Genomic DNA, 14,910 nt, shown 5'->3' on the forward strand with positions numbered 1-14,910 from the left:
GGCAAATTGATGCCGAACAAATTCGAGGGGTCAGGAGACCCCGAAGAACAAGGCCAGTGCATACCACAAAGAGAGCTACAGAAGCAGGAGCCGAGAGTCGGCCAAGTCCAGCGCGTACTTGCCAACTAACCGAAAGCCGCGCCTTAGGCTCGCTTTCTTGAGTCACATACATCTGTTCGCCAAAGCTTGCCTTTGGGCAACCTTTGTTCGCACGATGTTAAAAGCAAGCGTAGCTTGATGGTTTTGGAGGCGTCAATTGCCACGATGGCAAATTGATGCCGAACAAATTCGAGGGGTCAGGAGACCCCGAAGAACAAGGCCAGTGCATACCACAAAGAGAGCTACAAAGGCAGGAGCCGAGAGTCGGCCAAGTCCAGCGCGTACTTGCCAACTAACCGAAAGCCGCGCCTTCTCTATTTAAACTTTTCTTTTAGCAGTCCCAATATCTTCAAGATAGAACTTTAGTCTTTGCTCAATTTCCTCAAGGGCAGCAAGGCGAATTTCAATGGCCGTATTACATGAGCGGCGAGTTTTGATAGATTCAATCCCCTCCTTAGATGGGATATTCATAACTGGTCTTTTTTCCTGTTCTTTTTGTAAAGCGACCTGTTCTTCGAACTCTTCGATAAGCTTATTTAGAGGCGTTGGTGCTTTAGCTGTGCGCTCCTCTTCTACTGGAAAATTTTTAGCAGCAGGGAACATCACTAGAACATCGTTTTCTGATTGTGGATTTGTATCAATTAGTTTCATTAAATTTAATTCCTCATAATAAGCATTTATAGCGTTCAATTGCCGTCGCTATTTATAAAGCATAACCTAGGCCAAGAATAATTGGGATAAGCTATGTAAATTTGGAAGGTTACAAAAAATGAACGTCAATTATTTGGTCAGGCAAGGTGTTCATTAGACAAATTTCTCTCGCAATATCAAACACTTAGTCGTATTTTATTTAGTCCCCAACTTGCGAGATATCATGAGCGTGGTACAATATTGGAGTGAAAAGAATCAACTGTATGCAATGCAAATATTATTTTAGTACTTGGGACAAGGACGCTCCTCGTGGATGTCGTAAATTTAATATGAAATCCACAAATATGCCTTACATCCTCGTTCGCCAATCAAGTGGCTCGGATTGCAGCTTCTTTGAACAAAAAGAACACTTGAAGAAGAAAAAGAGTAAATTAGACGATCTTAATGACCCAAGCCTGTGGTAATCGACATATATCAAATTAGTATAACAACTATTCCATAATATTATTTCTAATATAAATAAAAACATCATATATAAGCCTCATCAATCAAGTATGTGAGGTGCAAAATGAAAAAAGAGATCCTATTAACGTCATTAATTATGATGAACCCTGTAGCAAACCTACAAGCAAAAGAGATTACTGAAGTCAGAACACAAATGCTTTCAAGTTATGAAACCCTGGCCAATTTATCATTTGAATCTAATAAGTCTTTCGACGGTCATTATTGGACATATAACGATGAACTAAACGATGCCACTAAACACTATCGTAAATTTAAATGGGCAATCGAAATTAGAGACAATAGCGATGAGACGATGACTCATACTGAAGATGAATTAAAAATGGAGTATTTTTTAGTTCTCCATCAAGTATTTGAAGATGGATATATCCTGAGCTCTGAAAATGACTACCGTGTTGATCGTTTAACAAGTAAAAGGTTCAAGCTATATAACTGTGACTCATCACTTAATTGTCAAAGTGATTACGCCAATACAGAAATGATTCTTGAGAATATCGGCGGTGAGAAAGTTCTTCTCATTAAGAATCTTAAGAATGTATTTTCACAAAATAATTATGAAGACGTTTTCTTCGTTCAAACTAAGTAAGTAGAAAGAAATTTGTGAATTCAAAAGAAGTTCTAGAATATTTGTTAACTCCCCTTGATCAATCTCAAGGGGATGTCTTTAAAGAAGTTATTTGTGAGATCGAGCAATTAGAGATTCGTTTAATTGCATCGATGAATCCTAATTGGGCCAAGCTTGCTAAATCTCGTCTGCTCTCTTCAAACACTGCTTCAAGAGCAATTGATAATAGCTTAGCAAGATGGGATGAGGCCAATCGTTACATCAGCGAATGTATACAAGATGAAAAGACGCTTAGCTTTGAGATCATCACGAAAATTAACTCCATCTACAATGCTAAGAATTCACAAATCAGAGAAACTCCTATCTACGGGGGTGGTATCGAGTTTATAAGGCCACAGTATCTAGAGGAAGCAAAAGTGCTCCTTACTGATAACCTGTTAAATGATGTCGATATGTGCTTTTATGAGAAGGCCTTTCACCTGTATCAATGGATCGTAAGTCTTCATTTCTTTGATAACGGAAATGGCCGAACTTCAAGGCTATGCGCTGATTACATACTCATGCAAAACGGAAAGCTTCCTATATGCTTCCAGTCGAGTGTCCGCTCTCATGTGGCCCAAATGCTTGAGGATAGGAAGGTGAACAAAGAAGATAAATTTCTTAGTTTCTTAAAAGCAATAAAGCGAAGCTATGAAATTGTCTTAGAGATTTGAGTCTGGCAGCTCAATACCTTGCTCATAATAAGTTGGCCCGGCCTCTTGAATCATTCCACCGCCAAGACACACTTCCTCACCTTCTAAATTCGTATAAAAGACAATTGATTGGCGTTTGGCAATAGCACGCTGAGGAGTATCAAAGTCAACTCTAACAAAGTCTTCAGAAACTTCAGTGATCGTACACTCTTGATCTTTTTGACGATAGCGAATCTTGGCCTTAAGCTTCATTCCAACTTCAGGCATAAATTCCTCATCAACCCAAGATAGATCTGTGGCAGTAAGATAGTCAGCATAAAGTGCACCGTGTTTTTCGCCGCGTTCAACGATAACGACATTGCGCTCAGTATCTTTACCAACAACAAACCAAGGCTCACCTGGCCCACCAAGGCCTAGGCCCTTTCTCTGGCCAATTGTATAAAAGGCGCTACCACTGTGGCGGCCAACTTTAGTTCCATCAAGAAGTTCGAAGTCGCCTTCTTTGATATGGATATAATTTGAAAGGAAGTTTTTAAAATTTCTCTCACCGATAAAACAGATTCCTGTTGAATCTTTCTTATCATGAGTAATAAGGTCATACTTCTTTGCAATCTCTCTTACCTGTGGCTTTTCAATGGCACCAACTGGGAAAAGAACCTTATCTAGAACTTTTGATTTGATTGTGTAGAGAAAGTAAGTTTGATCTTTGTTATTATCAAGGCCTTTAATAAGTTTAGACTTACCGTCAATCTTCTTTGTCTGGCAGTAGTGCCCAGTTGCAAGAAAATCTGCACCAAGCTCCATGGCCTTATTGAAGAAAACTTTGAATTTAATCTCACGGTTACAAAGAATATCAGGATTAGGTGTAAAGCCCTGTTCATATTCCTCAAGAAAGTTTGCAAATACGTTGTCACGATACTCTTTTACAAAGTCCACAGAGTAGTATGGAATATCAAGCTTTTCACAAACGGCAACAACATCTTCAAACTCTAGAGATGCTTTACAATTTCCGTTTTCGTCCTGCTCTTCCCAATTTTTCATGAACATGCCAATGACGTTATAGCCTTGCTCTTTTAACAAAGCTGCACATACAGAAGAATCGACTCCTCCGCTCATTCCGACAATGACTGTTTTACCGTTACCTACATTTTCCATGTGCCTTATTTAGCACATTTAGGGGTTATAGGTCTAGTGCCCATGAAGCAATGGCCATAGCAATATTGTTAGTGGCGTGATGTAAAGTCTTAATATTGAGTGCGTTCACATGATCTGCCGGAGTATGGATGCGAGAAGCATTTGAATCACTCTCCCAATTTTGGGTAAAGACCACACTTGGGATATTAAACTTTTGAAATGACGTATTATCACCGTAGACGAAATCATATGGCGTGATGCTAAAATCCACACGAAATGTCCCCTCGGAAGACTTCGTATAGAATCTTTGAGCAATAGACTTTTCGGCCTTATGAAGACCAGAGCTAGCAGGAGAATAATAGAGTCTCATATTCCCAAGCTTCTGCTCTTTATCTTGAGTGAGAGTATCGTAACCAAGCATAACCAATTCGACATAAGAATAGACCCTGATGCCCTTTTCAAGATTTAGGTTTTTTACATAGTCATATGAACCTAAGAATCCATTTTCACCATAATCGAAGAAAACCACTCGAACTGTTTTTTCAAGATCGAGCTCGGCAAGAATATTGATTAAACTCAAGGCCGCAACAACTCCAGAAGCATTATTATCAGCACCTGGTTGACGTCCTTTATTTACAACTGCAAAGTTTTTTAGATCATAAGCGGCCGTATCGTAATGGGCCCCGATGACAATAACATCTTGAGGATTTTTTAGCCCCTTCTTTTCCCAAACAATATTGTATCCATTAACAGACTTAAGGCCATCCACCTGCTGAACTCTTTCATTCGTAAGCTTTTGCCACTTTCGTAAATCTTTTGGACTAAGCTTATCTTTTGTGGCCTCTAAATCCTTTTTAAATAGGGTTTTTGCATATTCAACATCTGGAACAAATTTAATTGTCTTAAGAGATGTATTTGTTTTTCGAACATTAGTTTCAATATAGCTAATAATATAATCCTGTGCCGTTTTATGACCACTAGTTCCCACAAAACGATTAGGTCTTGTCTCTTTAACAAAGCTATTAATTAGGGTATCGATATCTTTTTCTGAATTTTTAGATACGGCGTAATAAAGAGAGCGTAATTTCTTAGGAGACCTTTTACTTTTAGAAAGTTTATACGTGTCTTTAAAATTTTTAAATTCTTTTGCTGTCACAGAAAGTGACATCGATAATGCAATAATAAAATACTTCATTTAAAACCCTAGTTCTCTTTTTTTCGGACGAGATTGCGCTTCTTCAAGCTCTTCTTTTTGCTTCTTATTTAGCGGTAGACGGTAGAATTCACCATCGATGAATTGTCCAGTTTGAAAAATTTTTGCGTGACCAATTACCTTAGCACTTGGTCCATTTTTTGTTAAAAAGATAAAATGATCTCCTCTAAACAATATGCCTTCTGACTTGTCATCGAGATCAAAATATATATTTCCATTATTTAAAATATAGAGATTTCCTTTATATCCTTTACCTGTCGAGCTAATTCGACAATAACATTCCACAGGCCTAGATGTGTCAACGACTTCATAATTAACAAAGTGATTGCCAACGATACGCTCAAACGTTAATTCCTTTGCCTTTGCAACGTAAATAAAACCACGAGACATATTGATAGAAACAATTTTACTATCTGGAAGCTTTGGTTTGTTATCAAAAGTTTTATACTGTGTTTGTCCAAGATAATATTGATGCTGGCCTTTATGCTCACCAACAACACTATCGTCATCGTGAAGATAGATAGTGTTCTCTTTGATAAAACTTCGAGCAATATAACGATCAGTTAACTCGATAATTTCTTCATTTGAATAAGCTTGTGAGCGAAGTACTGCTCTTTTTTCAAGTTCAACTCGTGAAATTGTTTTTGAATCCACAAGTTGGCCAATCTTATCAACCTCTGCAGTCTTTAGATCTGCCAAAGGAAGTTTCAAATGAGACATTACCTCATTACTAACCTGAGTTAAGAGATGACAGTCATTTTTGACAATATCGTTTGGTGCACTTAGCACAAATCGATTTTGAACAGGGATTACCTTACTAAAATGTCCTGTCGCAATCTTTGTGGCCTTAAGAACAGATAATTTTGAATAGAGAGTCTCAAGAACGAGAGTTGCTTTATCAATTGTTGGATTACACCAAATACCTGCAACACGACTCTCTAACAATTTAGAAATAACGCGCTCTTCAAAGGCTCCAGAAGCACTCGTAACATAAAAAGGAATTCCTATTAGTCGACAGATATCCCTGATTTTCTCTTCTGATTCACTTGCCCAAGGACTAAAAATTCTATTGATCTTCTTATTCCACGAAATTTTCTCATATTGTCTAAAGGCCTCTAACTGTTCCTCATCGCCCCTTAGCTCTTCTAGCAATTGCCCTTCAGGAGTAAGCTTTGTTTTAAACTGCTCCAGTAAAGCTTCATCTTCACTAGTGATTTTTTCAAAAAAAGAAATATTGACTCCAATACACTCATGCCCCTGCTTTTTTAAAAGCAGCGCAGTAACGGCCGAGTCAATACCGCCATCCATCCCGACGATAATCCTCTCTTTTTTCATATCTTTCTTAGCAAATTGCATAATTAAATTATAAGTGATTTTAGAAATTTAAACAGGGTAAATTTAAATTTATCAAAAACTTTATCCCACCAAAAGGCTCATATATTCATTGACATAACTCAACGCAAAATCAGATAATATTCATTCACGACGCAATAACACACGAGGACACAACACAAATTATGAAAACGAGTAAGGGTAATAGTAAAAGAAGCAAGAAGCTAAAATTTATTGATATCTTTTCAGGCGCAGGAGGATTTTCTTGTGGACTTGAAATGGCAGGTTTTGAGTGTGTCATGGGAATTGACTTCAACAAACACGCCATGGATACATTTGCGCATAATCACAAAAAGGCCTATCCATATTGCGGCGACATTTCAAAACTAAGTAACAAAAAAATTAAAGAAGTTCTTGGTGACACTGAAGTTAATCTTGTTGTTGGTGGACCTCCATGCCAAGGTTTTTCAACTGTTGGCCCAGGAAACCCAGACGATATTAGAAATAAACTTTTTCTTGAATTCGTAAGAGTTGTGAAACTAACTAATCCAGAATTCGTTGTTATTGAAAATGTGACAGGACTACTTGCTAAGAAGAATGAATCAACATTAAAGGCAATCTTTAAGAAATTCAATTCCCTTGGATACAACCTAGACGTTAAGGTTATGAGTTCTCAAAACTATGGTGTACCTGAAAAAAGACGCCGTACAATCTTTATTGGAAGTCGAGTTAACGAGAAAGTAGAATTTCCAAAAATTACACACGATACAATTGTAGCAAAAACATATCGCCCACCAGTTACTGTTGGTGAGGCCCTAAGCGATATTGAAACGAAAGCTGGCCATGTTTTAAATCATGACCTAGATAGTGCTAAGATCAAATCTAAACTAGATTTAAAGCGCATCAAACGTATTCCAGAAGGTAAAGGAATTCGTTACGAAAAAGACGAAAAAATGTATCTTACTCCATCGCTAAAACTTGGTGTTGATTGGAAAACAATGCGCGAGGGGCGATTTAGACAAACAAAGTACCAGAGACTTGATTCGAGAAGTGTATCTCCAACAATCATGACTCATCGTCATAGTTATTACCACCCTACAGAGCATCGCTACCTAACTCAAAGAGAAGCGGCAAAAATTCAAAGTTTTCCAAATGACTTTGAATTTTGTGGGCCAATCTCTGCTCAGTGGAGACAGATTGGAAATGCTGTTCCTCCGTTAATGGGTAAAGCAATTGGTACGGCAATCAAGAAGATGCACAATGCTCACCTTAAATCGACAGAAGATGGAAAAGTAAAAAAGAAAACAAAAGTAAAATCAATTATTGAAGATGTTCGAGGAGGAGCATTTGTCTATCGCTAGAATCTCGACACTACTTTTAATTCTACTAACCATATCATGTGCGACAAGCAATGATTCAACAAAAGTAGGCCAATCTAATTGCCACGTCAAAAGGGCCGCAATTGATCTTGGCTCAGGTTCGACAAAACTAGTTGTAGGACTCGTGGATACTTGTCGAGCGATGGTAGAAGGGATTCTCTTTGAAGCACAAAGAGCAGTACCTCTTAAGGATCAACTACAATCTTCAAAAGACAATAAGTTTAATGAAGAGATGCAAAATCGTCTAAGAGATGTTTTTGATGAGTTTAAATATCTAGCAAAAAATGAAGGCGCCGAAGATATTAGAGCTGTTGCGACTTCAGCATTTCGAACATCAGCAAACGGTGATGATGTTGCAGATCAATTAAAAGAACAAACAGGTGTAGACTTAGAGATTATCTCTCAAGAAGATGAGGCCAAGTTTGCTTACTCTGCAGCTCTTTCAAAACTTAAGTCAATGAATGTTTCACAAAATCCTCCGATTGCCATCTGGGACATTGGTGGTGGAAGCATGCAAATCACAAAGCCAATTGATAAAAAAGGTGAACAAACACAGGTGGCCCTTTTAAAAGTTGCATCTGTTACTTTTAAAAATCTTGTTTTAAAAGAGTTTTATCCAAAAGGGACTAAGACGCCAAACCCACTAAAAGAAGAGCGCGCTCTTAAAGCGATGGATCTGGCCAGAGTAACAGCAAAAGAACAATTATCTGACTTTGGAAACCTAAAAGACTATCAGGTTTATGGAGTTGGTGGTGTTCACTACTTCAGCATTGGTGGCCAATTTAAGAAAGCGAATCGCGTCTATAACCAGTCAACTCTCCTGGCCAAACTTCTGGAAAGAGCAAAGCTTACTGATAAAGAGATAGACAGCAAGTATGCATCGACAGACGTGACAAATATGGCGCTAGTTCTAGGTTTTATGCAGACTCTAAAAGTTGATGAAGTAAAGCCTATCAAAGTAAACATGGCCCATGGACTTCTAATCAACCCTACTTTCTGGGAATAACTCTAATAACGATTTGTAAAAATACATAGATTGCCTTCATCGATAATAATCGGCGAAGGCCATTGCTGCTCCTTAGCAATATCCATCAACCATTTATTTGCATTACCTTTTGTGACAATTGTAATTTTTTTCTCGTAACTAATTTCTAAGATTTGATTTAATACATAGTCATAAGTTTCTTTAGAGAAAGGATCGTACAGATAGTAAATATCTGCTTTCGGTATAGAAAAAGACTTTAAAGACAAATCTTGAACTTTAAAGGTTAGGCTCTCATCTAAACCTAAATTTTGGCAGGCATTATTTGAAACCTCTACTCTGTGATCTACATACTCATAGCCAACAAATTCAAGATCAGGTCTAAGAAGAGAACAAACAAGCCCTACTCGTCCATAGCCTGAACCAAGATCAACAACAGTATCTCCAGCACTAGCATCAATTCCCTCGAGTGCTAAGAGTATTGTAGAATAGCCCGATTGAACTCCTACTCCGGCCCTTTGATATAGACGTTCTTTCGTGGTTGAATCATAGGTCATTTCTTGATCCAATTGATAATTAAGTTCAAAAATGTCATCGAGATTATCAAAAGTACGATATAAATTAGGACCTTGATGGCCCATCTGCTGTATTCGGCCTTCCTGATCTTTTTCTTCTTTAATAAAGTGTGTACTCATTGTATTCAAAGATTGAATCAGAAATTCTTTTTGTTCATGGCCTCTTTTATCAATGATTGATTCGATTACGTGTGCTTCAATCGACTTAGAGCGCTTCTTAATTTCTTTTATTTTCTCAGCTCCACTCTCAACAAGAAATTCTCTTAAAAAAGAAACTGCCTCCAGTTCATCTTCAAATAATGGAGAGATAAAATCTTTATAAGAAGTCTTTTGTCCATTTCGCTTATCTTCTTGTTTCTTGAGCCAGAGCTCATCTTTAAGAAAGTCCATAATGGTGACTAAGAGTGCCGAATTAGTGTAGAGGCCAGCTAATTGAGTTGGCGTAAAATCACTCGTATCACCTTTCTTGCCTTTTAATAAATGTAAGAACATTAACTGAGAAACTCTCATGTTGCCTCCAATGTGTTTAACTGAAACGATCATGGTTGCAAAGCATGAGCTAATTAAATTAGTTTAATGATAACTTTATAATGGCCCTAAGTAAAATTAGTGGCCATTACTAGAGTTTGTCGCTTGTGTGAGATTGTAGAATATACCCCTTTGAAGTATTAAATTTTCAGGAGTATCAAATTCAGCAAGTTTAGCATCTTTGAAAACAAGAATTCTATCACACTCTTTAATTGTATCGAGCCTGTGAGCGATAAAGAAAGACGTTTTACCTTCCATTACATTGTGAATTCCATCGTGTAGAATCTTTTCAAAGTAAGGATCAACATGGGCCGTGGCCTCATCAAGAATAAGAATATTTGGATTCTGTAGGCATACACGAGTTAACGAAATAACCTGTTTCTCACCCGCTGATAAATTCGATCCACCATCTTTTAAGACACTATCAAGAGAAAGCTTCGAGTAATCCATAACCTTACTCATTCCTGTTTTATCACAAATTGAAAGAATGTCTTTATCTGTCAAATCAGGGTTTACCGAAAGATTTTCTCTAAGAGTCCCATCGAAGATAATGACATCTTGAGAAACAATTCCAATCTGATCACGGTAGTGATCGATATCTAAATCTTTAAGATTTTGACCATCAATTAAAACATCACCTTTTTGATAGTCATAAAGGCGAGAAAGGACTGCAACCGCCGTCGTTTTCCCTGAGCCAGTTGGCCCAACAATTCCAATTTTTTCACCTTTATTGATCTTGAATGAAACATCATTTAGGGCCGTACTAATATCATTATAGCCCATCGTCACGTTCTTAAATTCTACTTCACCGTTTATTGTATGATGTCTATCGTTTCGTTGATCAAAGACCTCTCTCTCTGTTTCAACATCAATAAAGTTTGCCACACGATTAACACTTGTAAACGCTGTAATAATATTTGCCATTTCTCTAAAAAGAGAAAGAACAGGCCAAAAGAAGCGCTCACAATAACGTAAAAGAGCAATAAACAGGGCAAGAGAAAGCGTTCCATCTAAGTAAGCGCTTCCACCAAACCAAACAAGAATAAGAAGTGGTAGTCCACATAAGAATGATAGCATCGGCATTGTAAGAGCATAGTATGTATTGGCACTTAGCTGAACTACTTGCTGTTCATTTACTGCTGATTTGAAATTGTCATAAGACCAGTCCTCGACACCAAACGATCGAATCACGTGAATACCATCAATATACTCAGAAAGCTTTGAGTTAATATTTGAAGAGTACTTACTGATGGCCCTATTTAGAGAGCCAATTTTATCTCGCGTAACAATTAGAAAAATAACTGCAGGAATCATTCCTGAAATAACCATTAAACCGATTTTGAAGTCAGTGATAAGCATCGCTGTTGCCGATGAAATAATCATTAAGATCGAGATGGCCAGGCGCCCTAGAGAGCTTGTAAAAAACTTCTCAATCCCTTCCACATCATGAGTCATTCTCGTTACAATTCTTCCCTGAGGCCAAGAATCAAAAAATTTAAGTGGTAAGTGAGAAAGCTTTTGAAATAGTCGATCTCTAATCTTTAAAATAACATAACTTGTTTGCACGATTAGATAACGACGGCCAATATAGTGAATAAGGACACCACCTAGCTCAAGTGCTAAAACATAAAGGGCCCACTTTTTTGCAAGTTCCCACTTTGATTTTGCTAGACCTTCACCAACAAGCACCCCTAGTGCATGACCAGAGAGCATTGATATAACAGTAAACATAATTAGCATCAGTATTGAGACAAAGATCTTAAGACGATAACCTTTTGCAAATCTGAAAAGAAATGCTGTCGTCTTTAAGGCCGAATGTCCTTGTTCCTTATGCTTAGCTTCATCTTGATCATCTTGTGCTAAAAATTGTTTTGCATCACTCATTATTTAGTCCCTGCTTCTGCACGATCTAAGTTAATCACCTTCTCGCAATATTTGAGAGTCGATTCTCTATGGGCAACCCATACGAGAGTTGATTCAGGCAGGTATTTATTAATATTTGATAGAATAGTTTCTTCGGTAACTGTATCAACCGCAGAAAGACAATCATCCAAAAGAAGTATCTCAGGCTTTCTAACAAGTGCTCGAGCAAGAGTTAGTCTTTGCTTTTGACCACCTGAAAGATTTACACCCCACTCTCCAAGTTGTGTATCTAGTCCATCATCGAAGTTTTCAATATCACTTTTTAAACCTGCAATTTCTAAAACTTGCCATAAAATTTCGTCATCAAAATTTTGATCCATTAAAATATTATTACGAATAGAGTCCGCAAAAAGGAATGACTTCTGATGAACCATTGTAATATGTGATCTTAGAAATTTATGGCCATACTCAGTAAAAGGACGTCCAAAAAAGGCGACATCTCCCCTTACATCTCTCTCTAGTCCACTAAGTATATTGAGCAGAGTTGTCTTTCCTGTCCCAATCTGGCCAATAATTCCAATACGCATTCCACGCTTAACTTCAAGATTAATATTAGAAAGGATGTCATTTCCTTCTTCATATCTAAAGCTTAGATTCTTTAAACTAAATACCGTATCACCAGTAAGTTCAGGCTCAACTTTCTTATCAAGTAAATACTCTTCTTTAAAGTGAGTATAAATCTCTGCAAGACGTCTTAGAGAAGTAAAAGACTTTCTCCAATCAGATATAATGTAGCCAAGCTCCATCAATGGCTCTTGTAAAAGATGAACAAGTCCTTGGATTGCAACGAACTCTCCTACTGTGATCTCGCCTTTCATAAGAATAGTAAAACCATAAGTAAAAAGAATAACGTATGTTGCCAACGAGGCCATTCCCGAAGAAGGAATATAGAGCATTGAAGTGTTATTGGCATCGAGCCTCATTTTTCGATACTTTTGTGCACCAGCAAATAATCTTTTATACCAAAAGAAGGCCGTATTCCCTAGCTTCTGTAGTCTTACAGTAGAGATGGCCTTTGATGTTTCATCATTAAAATATGAAAGGTAATCTTGTGCAACATCGTAGCGCTCCATTTCGATAGTCGAAATGTAGCGAACAAGAATTGGAACGATTAATAGTGCTAAGAAAGAGATAATCGTGATTTGTACATTAATTAAAAATAACGAGATAATTGTAAATACACCTAAAAAGAGCACATCTGCAGCTCCCACAAGTGTAAACCCAAAAACAAAGCGCGCTTGACCAACATCACTATTGGCGGCACTCATTAGAATTCCTTTTGGGTATTTATTAACAAGAGTATCCATTGAAAAATATTGAGCATTTTGCCAAATATCGTCTTTTAGAAAACCACCTGCATGATGAGTCTGGCGACCTAAAAAAATACGCCAACCAACACGGCCAAAGTAGAGCATAATTCTAGAAAATAGAACAACTGTAAAAATAAAAAAGAATTTATGCTTTAGATCGTCACCTGTAATGAAGTAATCAATTGTCCAAGAAGGCATGGTTTTATGGGTGAAGAAATCCACCACATCCCCCATGGCACGTGAGTAAAATACCTGACAAAAGTTACAGACTACTATCGAAATAATCCCTAGGAAGTAAACTGATTTTTTGCGGCGTAAATAATTCAACCAAATTTTATAATGCATAGTCATTGCAAAGTATTATATGATTTATACATGAGATTTCATATTCTTTTATTTTTAATATTTTCTGTCACAGCAAACACTTATGCCGAACTCGCAGAATTCGACTCTGGCCCAGGTAACGCTAAAATATTTAGAATTGATGCTCTTGAAAATTACGTTAAAAAGATTAGAGAAGAAATCACTCGCATTGAAAGTGGCATGGATGACAAAATGGGCAAGGAGCTAAAGTCTCTTAAGGCCCAGATCGAAGAACTCAAAAATAAAGAAACTAATTTGGATGGGCTTAAAGTTATTGAAGAGCGTCTAAATAAACTTGAATTAAAACATGCTGACGATGTAAAGAAGATGCAGGCAGACTTTAGAAATCTGCAGCAGAATATTGATCAGTCACTCTTAGATCTATCAAACAAAATTCTTCAACGTATTCAGGTTTTTGAAAAGTACCTTCAAAAGCCTTAGAAAAACTAGTGAGAACAATGACGGTATTCATTCTCTATTATCTTCAACTTCTTAGCAATTGTAGGTTGAGTTAAATAAATTGAGGTTAATCTTCTTTCGTTAGAAATATAGGAAGATCCTTTTCTTAATTCTTTATCTAAACATAATTCACTTCTTAAACTATCAACGTCAATACCACTATGGGCCACCACTTCTGCACTAAACCAATCTGCGAATACTTCATCAAGTTGATCTCGCTGTTTTCCAGGCAAAGGGTAAAGAGATCGATTGCATGTAGGGTTTGCCAAGAGATTGTCTCCAACTTCTTTTGTTAGAACCTTATTTTGTACTAAGAAATTTAATTGAGAATCATCTCTAAACAGCGCTCCTGCACTCGTTGAATTTCTTAAGCATTTCTGAATCGAATCAAAAGGATTTTTACTCTTATAAAAACCAGAGAAACGACAGCTATCAAAAGAATGAGCAATCTCGTGTGCCATTAAACTCACTAAGCTTGCACGATACTTGGGAAAAGCAAAATTTAAGCCTTCAAGGCCGATATTAATTTCATTACTCTTTGGATCATAGGCAAATCCCCACTCTAAAAAATCGCGAGGAGCTTGGGCAACTTTAGTGCCAAGGACTTTTTTGGGAATGAAAATATTAATCTTTTCCACTTTCTCTTTTATTTCTTTGAATGCCTTAGTATCACCCAATTGAATTTTCAAAACAGAAAGTGCACTCTTTTTAGCTCTTCTAAAGCTATCTTCTAAAAGGAGAATTTTCTTCTTTGTATAAAGCTGTGAAAAGACATCAGTTAACTCTTTATCCAAAAGATCTTGAATGGCCTTTGGCCTTTCATTAAATGTTCCAGAAGATAGAACAATATTTTCGATATAATAAAGACGCCACTGTTTCGCGACATTTACAGGATCGTTAATATCGAGTTTTCGACGTTTGATCCAACTTGTAACAACAGGACTCTTCTTAGCAATTAAACTACCGAGGGCCTCATCTGCAACTGCTGCTATTGGCCTTGAATTAGCAAGATCAACTTTAAGTTTTGCGATTTCATTATAAATAGATTCATCTTTTTCAAAGCTAACCTTCTTACAATATGATTTGAAGGTTGGGTTAGCATATAAACTTACAGCAATAAAAAAGGGGAATAAAAACTTCATTCCCCTATTATAACTTAAAAAAATTAAATCGATTGTATGGA

Annotated in this window: 14 protein-coding genes; 6 read left to right on the forward strand and 8 right to left on the reverse strand. The window is 37.1% G+C overall.

Features of this window, described 5'->3' with window-relative positions; translation table 11 throughout:
• Positions 1–417 precede the first annotated feature (417 nt).
• Positions 418–750: a hypothetical protein gene (locus tag ABMA70_RS02635; protein WP_103217424.1), complete on the reverse strand. Its 333-nt coding sequence runs from the start codon at positions 748–750 to the stop codon at positions 418–420.
• 245 nt (positions 751–995) lie between these two features.
• Here ABMA70_RS02635 and ABMA70_RS02640 point away from each other — a divergent pair, with 245 nt between their 5' ends.
• The 3 genes from ABMA70_RS02640 (at position 996) to ABMA70_RS02650 (ending at position 2,550) form a co-directional block, all read left to right on the forward strand.
• Entirely contained in the window at positions 996–1,214 is a 219-nt protein-coding gene (locus ABMA70_RS02640; RefSeq protein WP_199177525.1) for a hypothetical protein, read from the forward strand.
• Positions 1,215–1,318: 104 nt separating this feature from the next.
• Entirely contained in the window at positions 1,319–1,858 is a 540-nt protein-coding gene (locus ABMA70_RS02645) for a hypothetical protein (protein WP_392991704.1), read from the forward strand.
• Positions 1,859–1,872: 14 nt separating this feature from the next.
• Positions 1,873–2,550, forward strand: a complete 678-nt coding sequence (locus tag ABMA70_RS02650) for a Fic family protein (protein WP_103217427.1) — start codon at positions 1,873–1,875, stop codon at positions 2,548–2,550.
• Here ABMA70_RS02650 and mnmA read toward each other — a convergent pair.
• Genes mnmA through ABMA70_RS02665 form a run of 3 tightly spaced genes read right to left on the reverse strand, consistent with a single transcriptional unit; the run spans position 2,539 to position 6,232 of the window.
• Positions 2,539–3,684 (reverse strand): tRNA 2-thiouridine(34) synthase MnmA, encoded by a 1,146-nt coding sequence (gene mnmA / locus ABMA70_RS02655; RefSeq protein WP_103217428.1) that lies wholly within the window; start codon positions 3,682–3,684, stop codon positions 2,539–2,541. The genes ABMA70_RS02650 and mnmA overlap by 12 nt on opposite strands.
• A gap of 25 nt (positions 3,685–3,709) precedes the next feature.
• On the reverse strand, positions 3,710–4,858 hold the full coding sequence (locus tag ABMA70_RS02660; RefSeq protein WP_392991702.1) for a M28 family metallopeptidase: 1,149 nt from the start codon (positions 4,856–4,858) through the stop codon (positions 3,710–3,712).
• Positions 4,859–6,232 (reverse strand): hypothetical protein, encoded by a 1,374-nt coding sequence (locus tag ABMA70_RS02665; RefSeq protein ID WP_392991701.1) that lies wholly within the window; start codon positions 6,230–6,232, stop codon positions 4,859–4,861. It lies immediately after the preceding gene.
• A gap of 161 nt (positions 6,233–6,393) precedes the next feature.
• Here ABMA70_RS02665 and ABMA70_RS02670 point away from each other — a divergent pair, with 161 nt between their 5' ends.
• Both ABMA70_RS02670 and ABMA70_RS02675 read left to right on the forward strand, forming a co-directional pair.
• Complete coding sequence (locus tag ABMA70_RS02670) at positions 6,394–7,569, forward strand: DNA cytosine methyltransferase (RefSeq protein ID WP_103217431.1); 1,176 nt, start codon at positions 6,394–6,396, stop codon at positions 7,567–7,569.
• The gene (locus tag ABMA70_RS02675; protein WP_158246829.1) at positions 7,556–8,593 is read left to right on the forward strand and encodes a Ppx/GppA phosphatase family protein; all 1,038 of its coding nucleotides are present in this window, start codon (positions 7,556–7,558) and stop codon (positions 8,591–8,593) included. The genes ABMA70_RS02670 and ABMA70_RS02675 overlap by 14 nt, the downstream gene beginning before the upstream one ends.
• Before the next feature lie 2 nt (positions 8,594–8,595).
• Here ABMA70_RS02675 and ABMA70_RS02680 read toward each other — a convergent pair whose 3' ends face one another.
• The 3 genes from ABMA70_RS02680 to ABMA70_RS02690 form a co-directional block, all read right to left on the reverse strand.
• Positions 8,596–9,654: a methyltransferase domain-containing protein gene (locus tag ABMA70_RS02680; protein WP_392991700.1), complete on the reverse strand. Its 1,059-nt coding sequence runs from the start codon at positions 9,652–9,654 to the stop codon at positions 8,596–8,598.
• A 96-nt stretch (positions 9,655–9,750) separates the two neighbouring features.
• Entirely contained in the window at positions 9,751–11,556 is a 1,806-nt protein-coding gene (locus ABMA70_RS02685; protein WP_392991698.1) for an ABC transporter ATP-binding protein, read from the reverse strand.
• Positions 11,556–13,232: an ABC transporter ATP-binding protein gene (locus ABMA70_RS02690; protein ID WP_392991696.1), complete on the reverse strand. Its 1,677-nt coding sequence runs from the start codon at positions 13,230–13,232 to the stop codon at positions 11,556–11,558. The genes ABMA70_RS02685 and ABMA70_RS02690 overlap by 1 nt, the downstream gene beginning before the upstream one ends.
• 48 nt (positions 13,233–13,280) lie before the next feature.
• Here ABMA70_RS02690 and ABMA70_RS02695 point away from each other — a divergent pair, with 48 nt between their 5' ends.
• Complete coding sequence (locus ABMA70_RS02695; protein ID WP_103217436.1) at positions 13,281–13,709, forward strand: hypothetical protein; 429 nt, start codon at positions 13,281–13,283, stop codon at positions 13,707–13,709.
• Positions 13,710–13,714: 5 nt separating this feature from the next.
• On the opposite strand, the gene ABMA70_RS02700 is transcribed toward ABMA70_RS02695, so the two are convergent.
• Positions 13,715–14,869 carry a hypothetical protein gene (locus ABMA70_RS02700; RefSeq protein WP_392991694.1) on the reverse strand — a complete coding sequence of 385 codons (1,155 nt, stop codon included), beginning with the start codon at positions 14,867–14,869 and terminating at the stop codon, positions 13,715–13,717.
• Positions 14,870–14,910 lie beyond the last annotated feature (41 nt).

It is taken from the genome of Halobacteriovorax sp. XZX-3, assembly GCF_043196495.1.
Classification (GTDB): Bacteria; Bdellovibrionota; Bacteriovoracia; order Bacteriovoracales; family Bacteriovoracaceae; genus Halobacteriovorax_A.

Coding starts and splice junctions, on each gene's coding strand:
- ABMA70_RS02695 (WP_103217436.1), top strand. CDS start 13,281: ATGAGATTTCATATTCTTTTATTTTTAATATTTTCTGTCACAGCAAAC.
- ABMA70_RS02685 (WP_392991698.1), bottom strand. CDS start 11,556: ATGAGTGATGCAAAACAATTTTTAGCACAAGATGATCAAGATGAAGCT.
- ABMA70_RS02660 (WP_392991702.1), bottom strand. CDS start 4,858: ATGAAGTATTTTATTATTGCATTATCGATGTCACTTTCTGTGACAGCA.
- ABMA70_RS02645 (WP_392991704.1), top strand. CDS start 1,319: ATGAAAAAAGAGATCCTATTAACGTCATTAATTATGATGAACCCTGTA.
- ABMA70_RS02700 (WP_392991694.1), bottom strand. CDS start 14,869: ATGAAGTTTTTATTCCCCTTTTTTATTGCTGTAAGTTTATATGCTAAC.
- ABMA70_RS02665 (WP_392991701.1), bottom strand. CDS start 6,232: ATGCAATTTGCTAAGAAAGATATGAAAAAAGAGAGGATTATCGTCGGG.
- ABMA70_RS02680 (WP_392991700.1), bottom strand. CDS start 9,654: ATGAGAGTTTCTCAGTTAATGTTCTTACATTTATTAAAAGGCAAGAAA.
- ABMA70_RS02635 (WP_103217424.1), bottom strand. CDS start 750: ATGAAACTAATTGATACAAATCCACAATCAGAAAACGATGTTCTAGTG.
- mnmA (WP_103217428.1), bottom strand. CDS start 3,684: ATGGAAAATGTAGGTAACGGTAAAACAGTCATTGTCGGAATGAGCGGA.
- ABMA70_RS02670 (WP_103217431.1), top strand. CDS start 6,394: ATGAAAACGAGTAAGGGTAATAGTAAAAGAAGCAAGAAGCTAAAATTT.